Annotated in this window: 10 protein-coding genes; 5 read left to right on the top strand and 5 right to left on the bottom strand. The window is 73.3% G+C overall.

Annotation, left to right across the window (positions count from 1 at the left end):
• A complete protein-coding gene (locus tag ABT084_RS25030) occupies window positions 1-3,429 on the bottom strand; it encodes an endo-alpha-N-acetylgalactosaminidase family protein (protein ID WP_351047953.1) in 3,429 nt (1,142 codons plus the stop codon).
• A gap of 163 nt (window positions 3,430-3,592) precedes the next feature.
• Entirely contained in the window at window positions 3,593-4,225 is a 633-nt protein-coding gene (locus tag ABT084_RS25025; RefSeq protein WP_351048021.1) for an NADPH-dependent FMN reductase, read from the bottom strand.
• A gap of 326 nt (window positions 4,226-4,551) precedes the next feature.
• Here ABT084_RS25025 and ABT084_RS25020 point away from each other — a divergent pair, with 326 nt between their 5' ends.
• The 3 genes from ABT084_RS25020 to ABT084_RS25010 all read left to right on the top strand — a co-directional run bounded on the left by ABT084_RS25020 (window position 4,552) and on the right by ABT084_RS25010 (window position 8,870).
• Entirely contained in the window at window positions 4,552-5,862 is a 1,311-nt protein-coding gene (locus ABT084_RS25020; protein ID WP_351047951.1) for a Gfo/Idh/MocA family protein, read from the top strand.
• A 117-nt stretch (window positions 5,863-5,979) separates the two neighbouring features.
• Window positions 5,980-6,417, top strand: a complete 438-nt coding sequence (locus ABT084_RS25015) for an SH3 domain-containing protein (protein ID WP_351047948.1) — start codon at window positions 5,980-5,982, stop codon at window positions 6,415-6,417.
• 173 nt (window positions 6,418-6,590) lie between these two features.
• Complete coding sequence (locus ABT084_RS25010; protein WP_351048018.1) at window positions 6,591-8,870, top strand: HelD family protein; 2,280 nt, start codon at window positions 6,591-6,593, stop codon at window positions 8,868-8,870.
• Window positions 8,871-8,943: 73 nt separating this feature from the next.
• Here ABT084_RS25010 and ABT084_RS25005 read toward each other — a convergent pair whose 3' ends face one another.
• Window positions 8,944-9,615, bottom strand: coding sequence for a DUF6445 family protein (locus ABT084_RS25005; RefSeq protein ID WP_351047945.1), 672 nt, complete (start codon window positions 9,613-9,615; stop codon window positions 8,944-8,946).
• A gap of 80 nt (window positions 9,616-9,695) precedes the next feature.
• Window positions 9,696-10,334 carry a hypothetical protein gene (locus tag ABT084_RS25000; protein ID WP_351047943.1) on the bottom strand — a complete coding sequence of 213 codons (639 nt, stop codon included), beginning with the start codon at window positions 10,332-10,334 and terminating at the stop codon, window positions 9,696-9,698.
• A gap of 286 nt (window positions 10,335-10,620) precedes the next feature.
• On the opposite strand from ABT084_RS25000, the gene ABT084_RS24995 reads away from it, so the two are divergent.
• On the top strand, window positions 10,621-11,298 hold the full coding sequence (locus ABT084_RS24995) for a DUF4142 domain-containing protein (protein ID WP_502969153.1): 678 nt from the start codon (window positions 10,621-10,623) through the stop codon (window positions 11,296-11,298).
• 14 nt (window positions 11,299-11,312) lie between these two features.
• Window positions 11,313-12,704: a DUF1996 domain-containing protein gene (locus ABT084_RS24990; protein ID WP_351047937.1), complete on the top strand. Its 1,392-nt coding sequence runs from the start codon at window positions 11,313-11,315 to the stop codon at window positions 12,702-12,704.
• A 175-nt stretch (window positions 12,705-12,879) separates the two neighbouring features.
• Here ABT084_RS24990 and ABT084_RS24985 read toward each other — a convergent pair whose 3' ends face one another.
• A complete protein-coding gene (locus tag ABT084_RS24985) occupies window positions 12,880-14,154 on the bottom strand; it encodes a PucR family transcriptional regulator (RefSeq protein ID WP_351047934.1) in 1,275 nt (424 codons plus the stop codon).
• Window positions 14,155-14,427 lie beyond the last annotated feature (273 nt).

Here is a 14,427-nt window from a genome sequence, read left to right as displayed (position 1 = left end):
TCACGGCGTGTACCCGACGTTCAGCTCGGCGACCGAGGTCCAGGGATGGCCGGCCACCTCCCTCGTGGCCCGCAGCCTCAGGTAGCGCGCGGAGCGCGCCGCGAAGGATGCGTCCTGCTGCGCGGGGGAGTCGGCGAAGGTCCCCGAGGCCGCCGCGGTCCAGGTGACCCCGTCGGCGGAGGTGAGGACCTGGTAGTCGGCGATCCGGCCGTTGCTCTGGCTCTGCCGCGGCAGGACGTGCAGCGCCGACACGCGGTACGGGGCCCCCAGGTCCAGGGTGATCTCGTGCGGCATCGGCGCGGTCGCCCGGTACCACTGGGTGTGCCAGAGGGTCGCGGGGTCCCCGTCGAGCACGTTGGCGCCCCGGCCGTTCTCGCCCGCCGTCTCCTCGCTGTCCACGGCCGCCACGCTCATCTGCGACTGCGGGACGAGGAGTTCACCGCCGCCCGCCGGTCCCAGGTCGTCCACCGCGAGGTCGTCCAGGACGAAGTCGGCCTCGTTGTGGGAGTCCTCGGCGCTCACCTTCCGGATCCCGATCCAGGCGTCCGCCCCGGCCGTGAAGGTCTGGGTGAAGGTGGTCGCGGTCCGGGCCTGGCCCAGCGCGGTGGCGCTCTCCGTGCTCCCGGCGCCGGTGACGAACCGGTAGTCGCCCGCGAACCCGTTCTCGTAGCGGAAGCTCACCTTGTACGAGCGCCCCTGGACCAGCCGCAGGGTCTGCGGCAGGGTGCGGTAGACGAGGCCGGTCCGCTCCTCGTGCGACTTGAGGGAGTTCCGCCCGCCGATCACGTCGTCGACCAGCTTGCCACTCCAACCCGCCTGGGTGTACGGCGCGTTGAGCTGGGCGACATGCGTGCGCGGGTCGGTCGCCGCGCCGCCCGCGCCGCCGAAGGCGAAGGGCCCCCAGCCGGCGTCCAGGTTCTCGAAGTCCTCGGTGAACCAGTGCCCGCCGAGCGGGGTGCGCGCGCCGCGCACCACCCGTACGTCGTCCAGGAAGACCGTGCCCGGGCCGGCGGCGGCCGACAACTGGAGTGTGGCGCTCGACCCGCCCGTCGGCACGTCGAAGAACACCTTCATCCGCTGCATCGTGGTGCCGTTCTTCTCGCTGCCGCCCAGATTGTTCGTCAGCGGCGAGGAGTCCGCGTACACGGAGGCGGCCGTGCCCCCGGCGGGCGTCACCTTCAGCGTGACGGCCCGCCCGGTGGCGGTGGACACCCACACGGAGGCGGCGTACGTCCCCGGGGTCAGGCCGGTGAGCTGCTGCGACACTGCGGGCGCGGTGTTCGGGGCCAGCGTCAGCTCGTTCTGCCCCTGGGCGTTGCGGCTGACGGCGGCGCCCGCTCCCGTGACGTTCCAGGCGCTCAGGTCACCGGAGTAGAAGGAGGGGTCCTTGACGGGCGTGCCCTCTCCCCAGCGCGGGTCGGCCTGCGCGGGGGCGGCCCCGTTCGTGACGACGTACGGCGTGCGGGCGGCGGCGGCGAGGGTCACCTTGCCGCCGGTGACGGGCAGGTCCCCCACCAGTCGGCGCCCGGTGTCGGTCAGTTGGTACAGCTTGGGCGCGCTCCAGCCGGCCGGGAGGGTCCAGGTCGTCGAGGCCGCCTTGTCGTTCCAGTGGTAGAGCTTCCCGTCGCGCGGCAGCAGGTACGCCGAGCCGTCCAGGACGGTGCGCCCGGCCGTGGTGATCCTCCGGCCGCCCCCGGCGGTCGTGACCGAGGTGCCGTTGGCCAGGGTGACCGTGTCCGCCGTCCACTTCACGATCGGCGCTTCCTGGAGGTACTTGGTCGGCAGGTTGGTGGCGAAGGTCGTGTTCAGGAAGGCGGTGTAGTCCTTCTTGCCCTGCCAGCCCTCGTACGCGCTGACCTCGGCGCCCCCGAGCCGCGGATCGCGGGCGATCCAGTCGTCCTTGGTGTGGTTCGCGATGAACCGGGTGATGGTCGAGTTGATGCCCTTGAGGTCGCTGCCGCCGTAGTCGACGTCCGTGGCCCAGTGGTGCCAGAGGGACTGCTCGGTCAGCGTGTTCGGGAACTCGGTGGCCAGCTGGTAGCCGAGCCCGCCGATCTCCCGCTCCAGCTTCCGCGAGACGTAGCCGTCGCCGTACCAGACGTCGACGTAGAGGAAGTCCAGCCCCGGAGCCGCCGCCTTGAGGTCCTGAAGGCGCCGGAGCCGGTCGCCCGACTGGCCGTCCTTGCGCGTGTCGACGTAGTACGACTGATCCAGCCAGTCCCAGCCGAGGCCGCCGCTCTGGTGCGCGGGATCGAAGGTGGCCGAGACCGGATACTCCTCGGTGGCGTTGATGTGCACGCCGAAGTCGGCGTTGTAGGCGTGGCCGGCGGTGGTCAGGGCGTTGAGGCCCGCCGCGCCGCCCAGCTTCGACCCGATGTTCTGGTAGTCCATGTGCGCCGAGTCGTGGCCCTCCGAGGCGTACCCCTTGAGCAGCACGAACTGGCCGAGCCCGTCGGTGGCCAGCGCGACCCGCTTGGTCTCGTCGAGGGTCTCCGAGAAGGGATGGGTGGCCGCCGAGGCGAAGTTGAACGGGATCCTCTGCACCACCCGGTCGGCGGTCCGCTGCCAGCCCGTCGGCGGCGTCCAGATGTCCCGGTAGGCGATCGCCGCGTCCTGCCAGTCCACCACCGCATCGGCGTTGCGGTCACCGGTGATCGCGACACGGGCGTACGGCAGCGGCTCGGGATCGTCCAGCGGGGCGCCGCTCGCCCGGTACAGCCAGTCCCCGCTCCACAGGCCCGCCCGGCGGTACGCGCCCTTGTCGGTGACCCGCTCGCTGATCCGGCCGTTCTCCCGGGCCGTGCCCCCGGACGGCTGGTCGTACCGGGAGTTGGAATCGATCGCGGCGGCCAGCCTGCCGGTGTTCACCAGCCCGTACATCACCGTCTTCGCGGCCGCGTCGGCCGGGGTGCTCGCGGTGACGGGGGTGAAGACATCACCCGTCCCCGCGGTGGCGGTGTACATCGACGCCGTCGAGAGCGCGGCGCCCGGCTGGTCACTGCGCACGCTGACCAGGTTGTGGTCGGGTATCGAGAAGCCGCGCACCCGCAGGGCGGCCGTGTCCTCGATCGCGGTGACCTTGAACTCGACGACCGAACCGGTCACCGACAGCGAGGACTTGACGCTGACCCCGGAGAACGACATGACGTAGTCGATCCCCGAGGCCCCCGCGCTGGAGGTCACCGTCGGGGTGTACGCGGCGCCGTTGACGAGGACGGTGGAGACCGGGTCCTCGTTGCCGTGCAGCACGTCGCCGGTGGCGCGCCGGGTGTAGTCGATGACCCGGGGGAAGGCGGGGTCCACGCGCACGGACAGGTCGGGCGAGGTGAGGGTCACGGGCGTGGCCGCCGTCGCGGTGGGCACGGCCACGACCAGGGTGGCGATGAGCCCGGCCACCGCGGCTGCGGCCGGCCAGAGGGGGGTGCGCATCGGACCTCCGGGAGTCGGCGCTTCCTGCGCGGACGACCGCACGACGTGGAGGCCGGCCGGCCGCTCGCTGATCACGTCAGCTTGCGGACCGCTGCCGGGGCAGGCCCATGGACAAAGCGGAGTGCCGTCCTGGACTTCCGCGACCGACCGGCACCGAGCGCCCTCAGTCCTGGGCGCGGGCCGTCACCGGCGCGTCACTGCGGTCCCCGAGGAACTCGTACCAACGCCGCTGGAGACACAGGTAGCGGGTGTCGGCCTCCGCCAGCGCGAGGAACGAGTCCACCGTCGCGGCGAGCCGCTCGCCCAGTCCCGCGTCCTCCAGCGCGCCGTCCGCCCCGAACGCCTGATGCGCCATCGCCAGGCTGAACATGTCCGGATACACGCGGGCCCCGAGGTGCTCCAGCGGGACGCGCAGCGCCCACAGGCCGCGATTGCCGCCGACCATCGACGGGGACGCCGACACCAGCAGGGTCTGCTTGTCCTTGAAGGGCTGCGGGCGCAGCCGTGACACCCAGTCGACGGCGTTCTTCAGCACGCCCGGCACCGACGCGTTGTACTCCGGGGAGGCGATGACCAGGGCCTGGGCCGCCTTCAGCCGGTCACGCAGTGCCTCGGCCGCCGCGGGCGGCCCCTCCCCGGCCTCGGCGTCACCGTCGTAGGGGGGCATCGGGAAGTCGCCGATGTGCGCGAGGTCCGCGCTCGCCCCGGCCCGCTCCACGATGCCCGCGACCAGCGCGGCGAGGCGGGAGTTGACCGATTTGGTCCGGGAGGAGCCCGCCAGCACGAGCACGTGCAGGGGCTCGCGGCCCGGTGCCCCGAGACGCGCCGGGTCGCGGGGGAAGGTGAGGGGATCGGTCGGCACCACTGCTGCTCCTTGCCGCTGCGCGTCCCGCGGCCGGACGGCCCCGGACCCCCCTCGGGCTGGTGGAGACGCCCGCGCCGACTCTACGGCGCCCCTCTCCCGGTCCTCCCGGCACCGCGCCGTACGAACCGGTGCCCGGCGCCGCGCTTCGCGAGCCGCCCGGCGGGGCAGGGCTCGCCCGGGCCGTCTCTTTCGGATCCTGCCCGGCCCACGCCGCCCTGCGCCGACCGCAGCCCGTCCGCCCGTCACCGGAGGCCCGTATGACCACGCACCCCCGCCCGCCCGCCGCGCCGGTGACCCTGGCCCTGGTCGGCGCCGGGCTGCGCGGGCTGACGTACGCCCGGCACGCCCACGCGACGGGCGCCGGACGGATCACCGCCCTCGCCGAACCCGACCCGGTGCGCGCCGCGGCCGCCGCGGCCGAATTCGGCGTACCGCCCGAGCGGGTGCACCCGCACTGGCGGGCGCTGGCGGCGGCGGGCCGGCAGGCGGACGCCGCGATCATCGCCACCCAGGACCGGATGCACGCCGATCCCGCCGTCGCCCTCGCCGCCACCGGCCACCACCTGCTGGTGGAGAAGCCGATGGCCGCCGAGGAGAGGGAGGCCGAGCGGATCGCCGAGGCCGCCGAGCGGCACGACGTCCTCCTCGCGGTGTGCCACGTACTGCGCTACACCCCCTACACGCGGACCCTCAAGGCCCTCCTCGACGAAGGCCGGATCGGCCGCCTCGTCGGCGCCGAGCACCTCGAACCCGTCGGCTGGTGGCACTTCGCGCACTCCTTCGTCCGCGGCAACTGGCGCCGCTCCGACACCTCAGGGCCGCTGCTCCTCACCAAGGCCTGCCACGACCTCGACTGGCTCGTGCACCTCTTCGGCCGCACCCCGCGCACCGTCATGTCCTACGGCAGCCGCACCCACTTCCGGCCCGAGGGCGCCCCGCCCGGCGCCACGGCCCGCTGCGGCGACTGCCCGGTCGAGCCCGACTGCCCCTACTCCGCGCCCCGGCTCTACCTGGGCTGCCTCGGCGATCCCCACCGCGAGTTCTGGCCGCTGTCCGCGGTGACCGCCGAGCCCACCCGGGCCGGGGTGGAGGAGGCGCTGCGCACCGGGCCGTACGGCCGCTGCGTGTACGCCTGTGACAACGACGCGGCCGACCACCAGGTCGTCGCCATGGAATTCGCCGACGGGGCCACCGCCACCTTCACCGTCAGCGCCTTCACCCCCATGTCGGAGCGCCGCACCCGGCTGTTCGGCACCCACGGCCACATCGAGGGCGACGGGGCGGCCCTGCGGATCACCGACTTCCGGACGGGCCGCGAGGAGCGGGTCGAACCCGCCGCGGGGGCGCCGGGGGGCGGGCACGGAGGCGGGGACCTGGCCCTGACCGAGGCGTTCCTGGCCGCCGTCGCGAGCGGCGACGGGGACCTCCTGCTCTCCGGTCCCCGGACCAGCCTGGCCACGCACCGCCTGGTCTGGGCCGCCGAGCGGGCCCGAGCCCTCGGCGCCCCGGTCGACGTACGCCCCGCCGGACCGGACGCGCGCGCGGACGGGAGGGGGTCAATCGGATGAGATCCGGCGGATCGGGAGGAAAGGGCGGTGCGCCTGCCCGGCGACGCGGCGCGGCGTCGCCATAGTCGTCCCGGGCGACCGGACGGGTCGCCGGAAGTCTTCGTACGGGAGCCGCTCATGCCGTTCATCTCGATCACGTCGAAGCCCACCAGGACGGTCCTCGCCCTTGCCGCCGGCAGCCTGCTGCTCGGCCTCTCCGGTGCGGGCGCCGCGGTGGCGGACGACGGTCCGGCGACGCAGATCATGTCCAACGAGCAGATGGCGGCGCGCCACCCGGGCGCCGCGCCGAGGCCCGATGACGACGACCGGGAGCGCGAGTACGCCCTCGGCAAGGTGGTGTCGAAGGGCCCGCTGACCGTCCGCAGCGAGCCGACCACCCGCTCGCGCGAGCTGGGCAAGGTCTACCCGCACCACAAGGTCAGGATCCTCTGCAAGGAGCGCGGCGAGAAGGTGGGGGACAACCACCTCTGGTACCGCCTGTACAGCAAGCAGGAGGCCTGGGTCTCCGCGCGCTACGTCAAGGACCTGACCCCGGTGGAGTGGTGCCGTCTCTGAACGCCTGAGCGACGGAGCCCCGCATAGCCCCGCATAAAAGAAATACCCCGGTCGGATTGACGACCGGGGTATTTCTCTGCGTATATTTATTGATTCACGACTCCCGAACCCTGACGGGCATGGCGAAGCCGTGAAGAAGCTTATGGGAACACTGTATCGCGTCGGGAGTGGAATTGTCAACCGCGGAATTCGAGAACGAGCAGGAATTCATCACCGAGCTGTACGAACGGCTCGACGGCCTGCGCGAGCAGGCCGAACGCGCCGTACACGGCGCCCTGCGCGACATCGGGACCGGTTTCCAGGCCCGGCTGGAGCGCGATGTCATGGTCGCCGAACAATCGGGCTTGCTCTCCGCCCTGAACGCGGGCGAGAACGGCCTCTGTTTCGGCCGGCTCGAGTTCTCCGACGGCCGCGACCACCACATCGGCCGCATCGGAATCCGCCAGGACGACGCGGAGCGCACCCCCCTCGTCCTGGACTGGCGGGCCGATGTCGCGCGCCCCTTCTACCTCGCCACCGGCCACCACCCCATGGGGCTGCGCCGCCGGCGCCACCTGACCACCCGTGGCCGCCGGGTCACCGCCCTGCACGACGAGATCCTCGACCTCACCGACGCCGAACGCACGGGCCACGAGGGCGCCGACGCGGACGCCGTCCTGCTCGCCGCGCTCGACGCCGCCCGCACCGGCCGCATGCACGACATCGTGCGCACCATCCAGGCCGCGCAGGACCGCATCATCCGCTCCCCGTACCGCGGCGTGCTGGTCGTCGAGGGCGGCCCGGGCACCGGCAAGACCGCCGTCGCCCTGCACCGGGCGGCGTACCTGCTCTACGCGCACCGGGAGCTGCTCGCCAAGCGCGGCGTCCTGATCGTCGGCCCCGGGCCCGCGTTCCTCGGCTACATCGGCCAGGTGCTCCCCGCCCTCGGCGAGACGGGCGTCCTGCTCGCCACGCTCGGCGAACTCTTCCCCGGGGTGCACGCCACCGCCGCCGACCGGCCCGGCGCCGCGGCGGTCAAGGGCCGCGCCGCGATGGCCGACGTACTCGCGCGGGTCGTCGAGGACCGCCAGACGCTGCCCGAGGAGGTGCCGGCGGGCCTCGGCGAGGACTCCGACACGGTCCCCGAGGCCGCCCTGGAGATCGACCACGACGACTACGGAACCCTGCTGCTGCACCGCACCATGGCGCACGAGGCCCGCGACCGGGCCCGCGCCACCGGCCTGCCGCACAACCTGGCGCGCCCCTACTTCGCCTTCCGGATCATCGACGCGCTCACCGAGCAGCTCGCCGACCGGCTCGGCGCGGACCCGTACGGCGGCCCCAACCTGCTCGGCCCCGACGACGTCGCCCAGCTCGGCAAGGAGATCGCCACCAGCGGCCCGGTGCACGCCGCCATCGACACCCTGTGGCCCGCCCTCACCCCGGAACGGCTGATCGCCGACTTCCTCGCCGAGCCCACGCACCTGGCGCCGGAGGACGCCGCGCTGATCCGGCGCTCAGGCGGCGCGGACGGCGACTGGACGCCGGCGGACGTTCCGCTCCTGGACGAGGCCGCCGAGCTGCTCGGGACCGACGACAGCGCGCTGCGCGCCGCCGAGGAGAAGGACCGCGAGCGTCGCGTCGCGTACGCGCAGGGCGTGCTGGACCTCTCGCAGGGCTCCGAGTCCTACGAATTCGAGGACGAGGAGAGCGAGTTCCTCGCCGCGCACGACCTCATCGACGCCGAGCGGATGGCGGAGCGCCACGAGGAGGACGACCACCGCAGCACGGCCGAGCGGGCCGCCGCCGACCGGACCTGGGCCTTCGGGCACCTCATCGTGGACGAGGCGCAGGAGCTGTCCGAGATGGCCTGGCGGCTGCTGATGCGCCGCATTCCCACCCGCTCGATGACCCTGGTCGGCGACCCCGCCCAGACGGGCGACGAAGCGGGCTGCGGATCCTGGGACCGGATCCTGGCGCCGTACGTCGGCGACCGCTGGGAGCTGGCCCGGCTCGGGGTCAACTACCGGACGCCCGCCGAGATCATGGAGCTCGCCGCCGCCGTGCTGCGGGCCCACCACCCGGGCTTCGAACCTCCCCGCTCGGTGCGGTCCACCGGGGTGGCACCCTGGATCCGGGAGACCGGCGACCTTCCGGGGGCGGTGGCCGAGGCCGTCGCGGGGCACCTGGGGGCGGAGGGCAGGCTCGCGGTGATCGCTCCGCGCCCGCTGCACGGGGCGCTGGCCGGGGCGCTGTCCGGCGCGGGGGCGCCGGTCCGGGCGGGGGAGGAGCCGGACCTGACCCGGCCGGTCGTCCTGCTCGATCCGCGCCAGGCCAAGGGCCTGGAGTTCGACACCGTGATCGTGGCCGAGCCCGCCGAACTGCAGCCGAGCGACCTGTACGTGGCGCTCACGCGCGCCACGCAGACGCTCGGCGTCCTGCACACGGGGCGGCTCCCGGAGGGACTCGGCTGAGCGGGGGCCGCCCGGCTCCCGGACCCCGGCGGGCGGGGTACGGCCTGCCGGCGGGGTCCGGCCTGCCGGCGGGTCAGGCCTTCCAGAAGAAGACGGCGGTCATCCGCTTGTCCTCCAGGGTGGTGCCGCAGTAGTCGGTGGCGCTGTGGATCATGTTCGCGGAGTAGAGCAGCAACCGGTTGGCGCGGTGGGGGACCTCGACGTCGGGGACGAAGGAGTCCGGCGCGACGAAGCGGGTGCCCAGCGCGTCCACCAGGGTGTTGTGCGGGGCGATCACCTGGTTGCCGCCGAGGACCCCGCCGGGCAGGCTCTGACGGTAGAAGCTGGTCCCGCAGCCCTTGGGGACGCGGGGGTTGAGGTACAGCACGGCGGCGTAGCGGCACAGGCTGCGCGAGTCGGTGTGGGGGCGGGGCTCGCATTCGCCCGCACCGACCACCTGGACGCAGTTGTGGTTGAACGTGCCGCCCCCGGCGGGCCGTTCGGCCCAGATCTCGCGGGCGCCGGTCGCCTTGCGGACGAGGCGCTCGACCCGCTCCAGCTCGCCGGGGTCCAGTCCGGGCATGGCGCGCAGCCCGGGCCAGCTCTCGGGCTTGTGCGGGTAGCCCTCGGTCCAGTCGTCCCTCGCCAGCGCACGCTCGCGGGCCGCGTCCGGGTCGGGCAGTACGTCGTCCAGGACCCAGTAGTCGCGGCCGCGGGTGGGCTTGCGGTACGGGAGGACCGGGAGGGCGGCAGGGCGTAGGGACATGGGAGGGACCGTAACGGCCCCTGCCGCCACGACAGTCGAAAGGTCCGGTCAACCTTGCGTCAAGGGTTTCCCATCCGGGGCTATTTCCGGACGGCGTCCAGGACGCCGCGGGTGAAGCCGTCGACCGCCGTGTCCATCGCCTTGAGGCTCTCGGGCGTCGGCTCCGTGCGGGCGTCCGCGGTGACCACCACCGTGAGCAGCAGATTGGAGTCCCGCAGCCGCAGTTCCCGTACCTGGTGCAATTCGTTCGGCTTGTCGTAGCCGAACCGGGTCGCCTCCCGGCCCACGTCCTTGACCTCGGTCTGGGCGCCCTCCGGCGCCGTGGGGTGCGTTTCCTTCCGCCCGGCGGCGAAGACCTCCTTGGCGAAATCCACGCTCTCCGTGAAGGCGAAGTCCAGCTCGACCTTGACGCCCCCGTACCGGGCGGCGCCCCGCTCCGCCAGCGGCTGGGTGCAGGTGAACCCGGGGGCGCCACCACCCGTCCGCTTGGCCCGGTCGGCGACCTCCTCGCGGTTGCCGAGGGGGTCGGCGAGCTTCTCGTACGGCAGGGAGTTGCAGATCTCGTCGGTGGCCACCCACGGGTAGCCGCCCTTGCCCTCCTGCGAGACCTCCTTCGTCCCGTCGTCGGCGCCGCAGCCGGCCGCGGCGAGGGCGAGCGTGAGGGCGGCCGCGGTGGTCAGGGCGTGGCGGACGGGCTGGGCATGGCGGTACCGGCGCATGGCGGATCTCCTGTCACGTGGTCGCGTACACACTCAATCACGGCGCGTGGCAGGGCAGTTGGGAACCGCTGGATTCACCGTCGGGCCCGAGGGCGAACGGGCGGACCGTACCACCCGCCCGGGGCGGCGCCCGGAACTTTGTCCGTTCGTGATGGCCCTTCCGTACGCGCCCCCGGACTCGCCTAGCGTCCCTTGGCACCCGGGAGTACAGGCAGACACACACGGCCTCCCGGACCACGCACAAGGAGGCACAGTGCTGTCATTCCGTCGTTCGTCCGCCGGCGGCATGTCGCTCGCGTCGAGGCAGGTGATCGGCACGGGCGCGGTCATCGGCGCCCTGCTCTGCACCCTGATCGCGCTGCTGATCCCCGTGCAGAAGTTCGGCGGGAGGACCGCGTCGGCCGCGACCACGGCCGCCAAGGCCCCCGCCGACGACGACGGCGCCGGAACGCTGAGCACGGCCTTCGGGCCGCTGAGCCCGCAGGACCGGGACTTCGTCCGCAAGGTGCGGCTCGCCGGACTCTGGGAGCTGCCCGCGGGCCGCCAGGCCCAGCAGCGCGGCATCCGGCCGAGCGTGCGCATGGCCGGGGACCACCTCGTCGAGGGCCACACCGAACTCGACCGGCGCGTCCGGGAGGTGGGTGAGGCCCTCGGCGTCGACCTGCCCGACCGGCCCACCGAGCAGCAGCAGGGCTGGCTCGCCCAGATGGACCGCGCCCAGGGCGCCGAGTACGAGCGGCTGTTCATCCAGCTGCTGCGCCGGGCGCACGGCAAGGTGTTCGCCCTCGTCGCCCAAGTGCGGGCCCAGACACGCAACTCCATGGTCCGGGCCCTGGCCACGGACGCCAACACCACGGTGCTGGACCACATCTCGGTCCTCGAAGCGAGCGGGCTGGTCGATTTCGACGGGCTCGCCGATGCCGCACCCTCCCCTTCCCCCTCCACCCCCCGACCGACGAAGTGAAGTGAAGTGATCGCATGAGCAAGAACGGCCACAAACGCCGTCTCAGGCCGTCCCACAAGGCCCTCGCCCTCGTCAGCGCCCTCGTCCTGGGCGGCGGGGGAGTCGTGATCGTCACCCAGCAGGCCTCCGCGGGCCAGGACTCCGCCCGGAGCGCCCCGGTGACGGCCACCATCGACTGTCCCGACGTCGGCGACAAGCTCCGCGACGTCCCCGAACAGGCCCGGTCCGCGGTCGACGAGAACCTCGCGCAGCTGGACGCGCAGGTCGCCGACGCCTACACCAAGCTCGCCTCGGGCCGCGCCGGCGGCGACGCTCTGCTCGGCACGCTGAAGCAGCAGCGCGGCACGACCATCGGCCGCCTCACCGACGCGCTCGGGCGGGCCTCCGCGCGCCCCGACGGGCTGGAGGCGCTCGGCGCCTGCTCGATGCAGCAGGCCGCGGCCGCGGATCCGGCGGACGAACCGGCCGCGGCCGATGCCGGGGGCAACGCCCTGAACGCCGCCCGCAAGGGGGGTGCGGGCAGCGGGGGCCCGGCGCGCAGCGACTTCGTCGCCATCAACACCGTACGGCCGAACGTGAACACGCCCCCGCCCTCGGCCCGCGCCTCCACCGGCTCCCTCGCGGTGAACTGCGGCCGCAACGAGAACCGGCACCTCAACCCCGACAACGTGATCGTCGCGCCCGGCGTCGGCAACGGCGCCCACCACATGCACGACTACGTCGGCAACAAGACCACGGACGCCTTCTCCACCAACAACAGCCTGGCCGCCGCGGGCACCACCTGTACCAACGGCGACCAGTCCACCTACTACTGGCCGGTGCTGCGGCTGCGCGACGGCCGGGCGGAGCAGGACGCCAAGGCGCCCGGCGGCGGCCAGGACGCGAACGTGGGCACGATCCTGAAGCCGAAGCAGGTCACCACCGAGTTCAAGGGCAGTGCGGCCGCCAAGGTCACCGCCATGCCCCGGTTCCTGCGGATCATCACCGGTGACGCCAAGGCGCTGACCAACGGCACCGCCAATGCCAACGCGTCATGGAGCTGCACCGGATTCGAGAACCGTCAGCTCAAGGACAAGTACCCGATCTGTCCCAAGGGCAGTGACGTCGTGCGGACCTTCTCGTTCCAGAGCTGCTGGGACGGCCGCAACAGCGACAGCGCCAACCACCGTACGCACGTGGCCTTCGCGGGGAAGAACGGCGCCTGCCCGGCCGGCTTCAAGGCGATCCCGCAGCTGGTGCAGCGGATCGTCTACGGGGTGGCGCCGGGCGCGCGGTTCGCGGTGGACAGCTTCCCGGAGCAGCTGCACAAGCCGGTGACCGACCACGGTGACTTCATCAACGTGATGTCGGACGGCCTGATGGCGAACGCGGTGCGCTGCATCAACGACGGGCGCGCCTGCCGCTGAGGCGGCCCGCCCGCCCCGGCCGTGCGGCCCCCAGCCGGGCCGCACGGCCCCCGGACCCTCGGGGTGGCGTCCCCTCCCACCTCCCCGCGCCGCCCCGAGCGTGGCTCCGGCCCCTCCTCCGCCGTGCTGGCGGGGGAGGGGCCGGGGCCTGTGGTGTGGGGGAGGGAGGCGCGGATCAGAGGCCGTTGACGCGGGCCATGACGTCCAGGGGGCGGAAGTCCGCCGTGACGGTACGGGCCCTGCGGCCCACCCGCGAGTGCTGGCGCCGGACCTGGGCCATCAGGCGGCGGCTGCGCAGGGCCATTTCCAGCTCGAAACGGGTGCGGGGGTCCCGCAGCCCGGGGCCGAAGAGCTTCTCCAGCTGCCGCATGCGGTAACGGACGGTCTGCGGGTGCACGCTCAGCGCCTTCGCCGCCTCGGGTGCGCCGCCGCCCTCGAGCCAGGCGAGCAGGGTCACTTCGAGCCGCTCGCTCTGGCGGGGGGTGAGGTCGTTCAGGGGCCACAGCCAGCGCGCGGCCAGGGCGTGCGCCAGGGGCTCGTCCTGCAGCAGCAGGAGGGTCGAGAGGTGGTCGTCGACGAAGACGGCCCGCGCGTCCAGTCCGGCGCGGGTCGGGGTGAGGGCCAGCAGCCGCAGTGCCCAGCGCAGCGACGAGGCGGTGTCGCGGAGCGCGACGGGGTGGCCGACGGCCGCGGAACGCCCGCGCAGGGAGCACTCCAGGGCTCCCCGGGCGTCCGGCTCCGGGCTGGGCACGAGCAGGCACGGCTGGCCGCCGACCATGCCCACGAGGGCGTCGTCCAGGACGGCCGCCAGCTGCTGGGTCTCCCCGGGGGCGGCCGGGACGATGGCCCGGACGGTGGCGGGGAGGGGCCAGTGGGCCGCCGCGGCCAGTTCACAGAGTGCGGAATCAGCCATGGTCATGTCACCCGTGAGGGCGGCGAAGAGCTCCCGCCGCGCGCGTTCGGGGGCGCTGCCGGATCCCTGGGCGGGAACGGCGGCGAGGGCGGGACGCGGTGCGCGCGCACCGGGCTCGTCGTCGCCGTGCTCCGAGGCCCTCTGGTGCTCGGGAGTCCCCGGGGGCTCGGGAGCCTTCCGGGGCTCCGCCGCGCGCCGTTGGGCCGGGATCCGCCGTTGGTCCGGTGCGTGCCCGGATGCGTGCTCGGATGCGTGCTCGGGTTCGTGCTCGGACGCGTTCTCCGGCGCGGCGCCGGACGGGTGGGCGCCGGACGTGCGGGCGGCGGGCTCGCGGTAACCGAGGACCGTGAGCAGGGCCGACTCCACCTGCTGTCTGACCACCTCGTCGCCGAGGTCCTCGACCAGTGCGGAGAACTCCGGGAGCTCGTCGCGGAGTTCCTCCATGATGCCGGCGGCCAGCGCGGGCAGTTCCTTTCGCAGGACCCGGGTCCATTCGCCGCGGGGGCGGGACCAGATGCGGTTGAGAAGTTCGCACATTGTTACCTCGTTCATGCCGGGGTACGGCCTGTCCCGTGGGAGGGTGGCACGCCCCGTCGGGGCCCGCCTCCCCCTGTGTAGCGGTGAACCGGGCGTCAGTCCGGTCACATCCGCACCACTGGAAGGGAATCTTCCGGGGATACTCGATGCGATGACGCTGTGGGCACCAGAAGTTGTCACGTTTCGATAAATCCTGTGGAGACGTTGCGAAGCTCCACGATGCTTCTGCACTCCGGCCCCCGCTCCCCGGTCGGCGAGGCACCCATCCGCCGC

This window comes from Streptomyces sp. NPDC002138 (assembly GCF_040296485.1).
Taxonomy (GTDB): domain Bacteria; phylum Actinomycetota; class Actinomycetes; order Streptomycetales; family Streptomycetaceae; genus Streptomyces.
This window is presented reverse-complemented; position numbering and strand designations above follow the sequence as displayed.

Excerpts from the sequence above, each read along its gene's own strand:
- ABT084_RS25020 (WP_351047951.1), top strand. The coding sequence starts at position 4,552 with ATGACCACGCACCCCCGCCCGCCCGCCGCGCCGGTGACCCTGGCCCTG.
- ABT084_RS24990 (WP_351047937.1), top strand. The coding sequence starts at position 11,313 with ATGAGCAAGAACGGCCACAAACGCCGTCTCAGGCCGTCCCACAAGGCC.
- ABT084_RS24995 (WP_502969153.1), top strand. The coding sequence starts at position 10,621 with ATGTCGCTCGCGTCGAGGCAGGTGATCGGCACGGGCGCGGTCATCGGC.
- ABT084_RS25030 (WP_351047953.1), bottom strand. The coding sequence starts at position 3,429 with ATGCGCACCCCCCTCTGGCCGGCCGCAGCCGCGGTGGCCGGGCTCATC.
- ABT084_RS24985 (WP_351047934.1), bottom strand. The coding sequence starts at position 14,154 with ATGTGCGAACTTCTCAACCGCATCTGGTCCCGCCCCCGCGGCGAATGG.
- ABT084_RS25000 (WP_351047943.1), bottom strand. The coding sequence starts at position 10,334 with ATGCGCCGGTACCGCCATGCCCAGCCCGTCCGCCACGCCCTGACCACC.
- ABT084_RS25015 (WP_351047948.1), top strand. The coding sequence starts at position 5,980 with ATGCCGTTCATCTCGATCACGTCGAAGCCCACCAGGACGGTCCTCGCC.
- ABT084_RS25005 (WP_351047945.1), bottom strand. The coding sequence starts at position 9,615 with ATGTCCCTACGCCCTGCCGCCCTCCCGGTCCTCCCGTACCGCAAGCCC.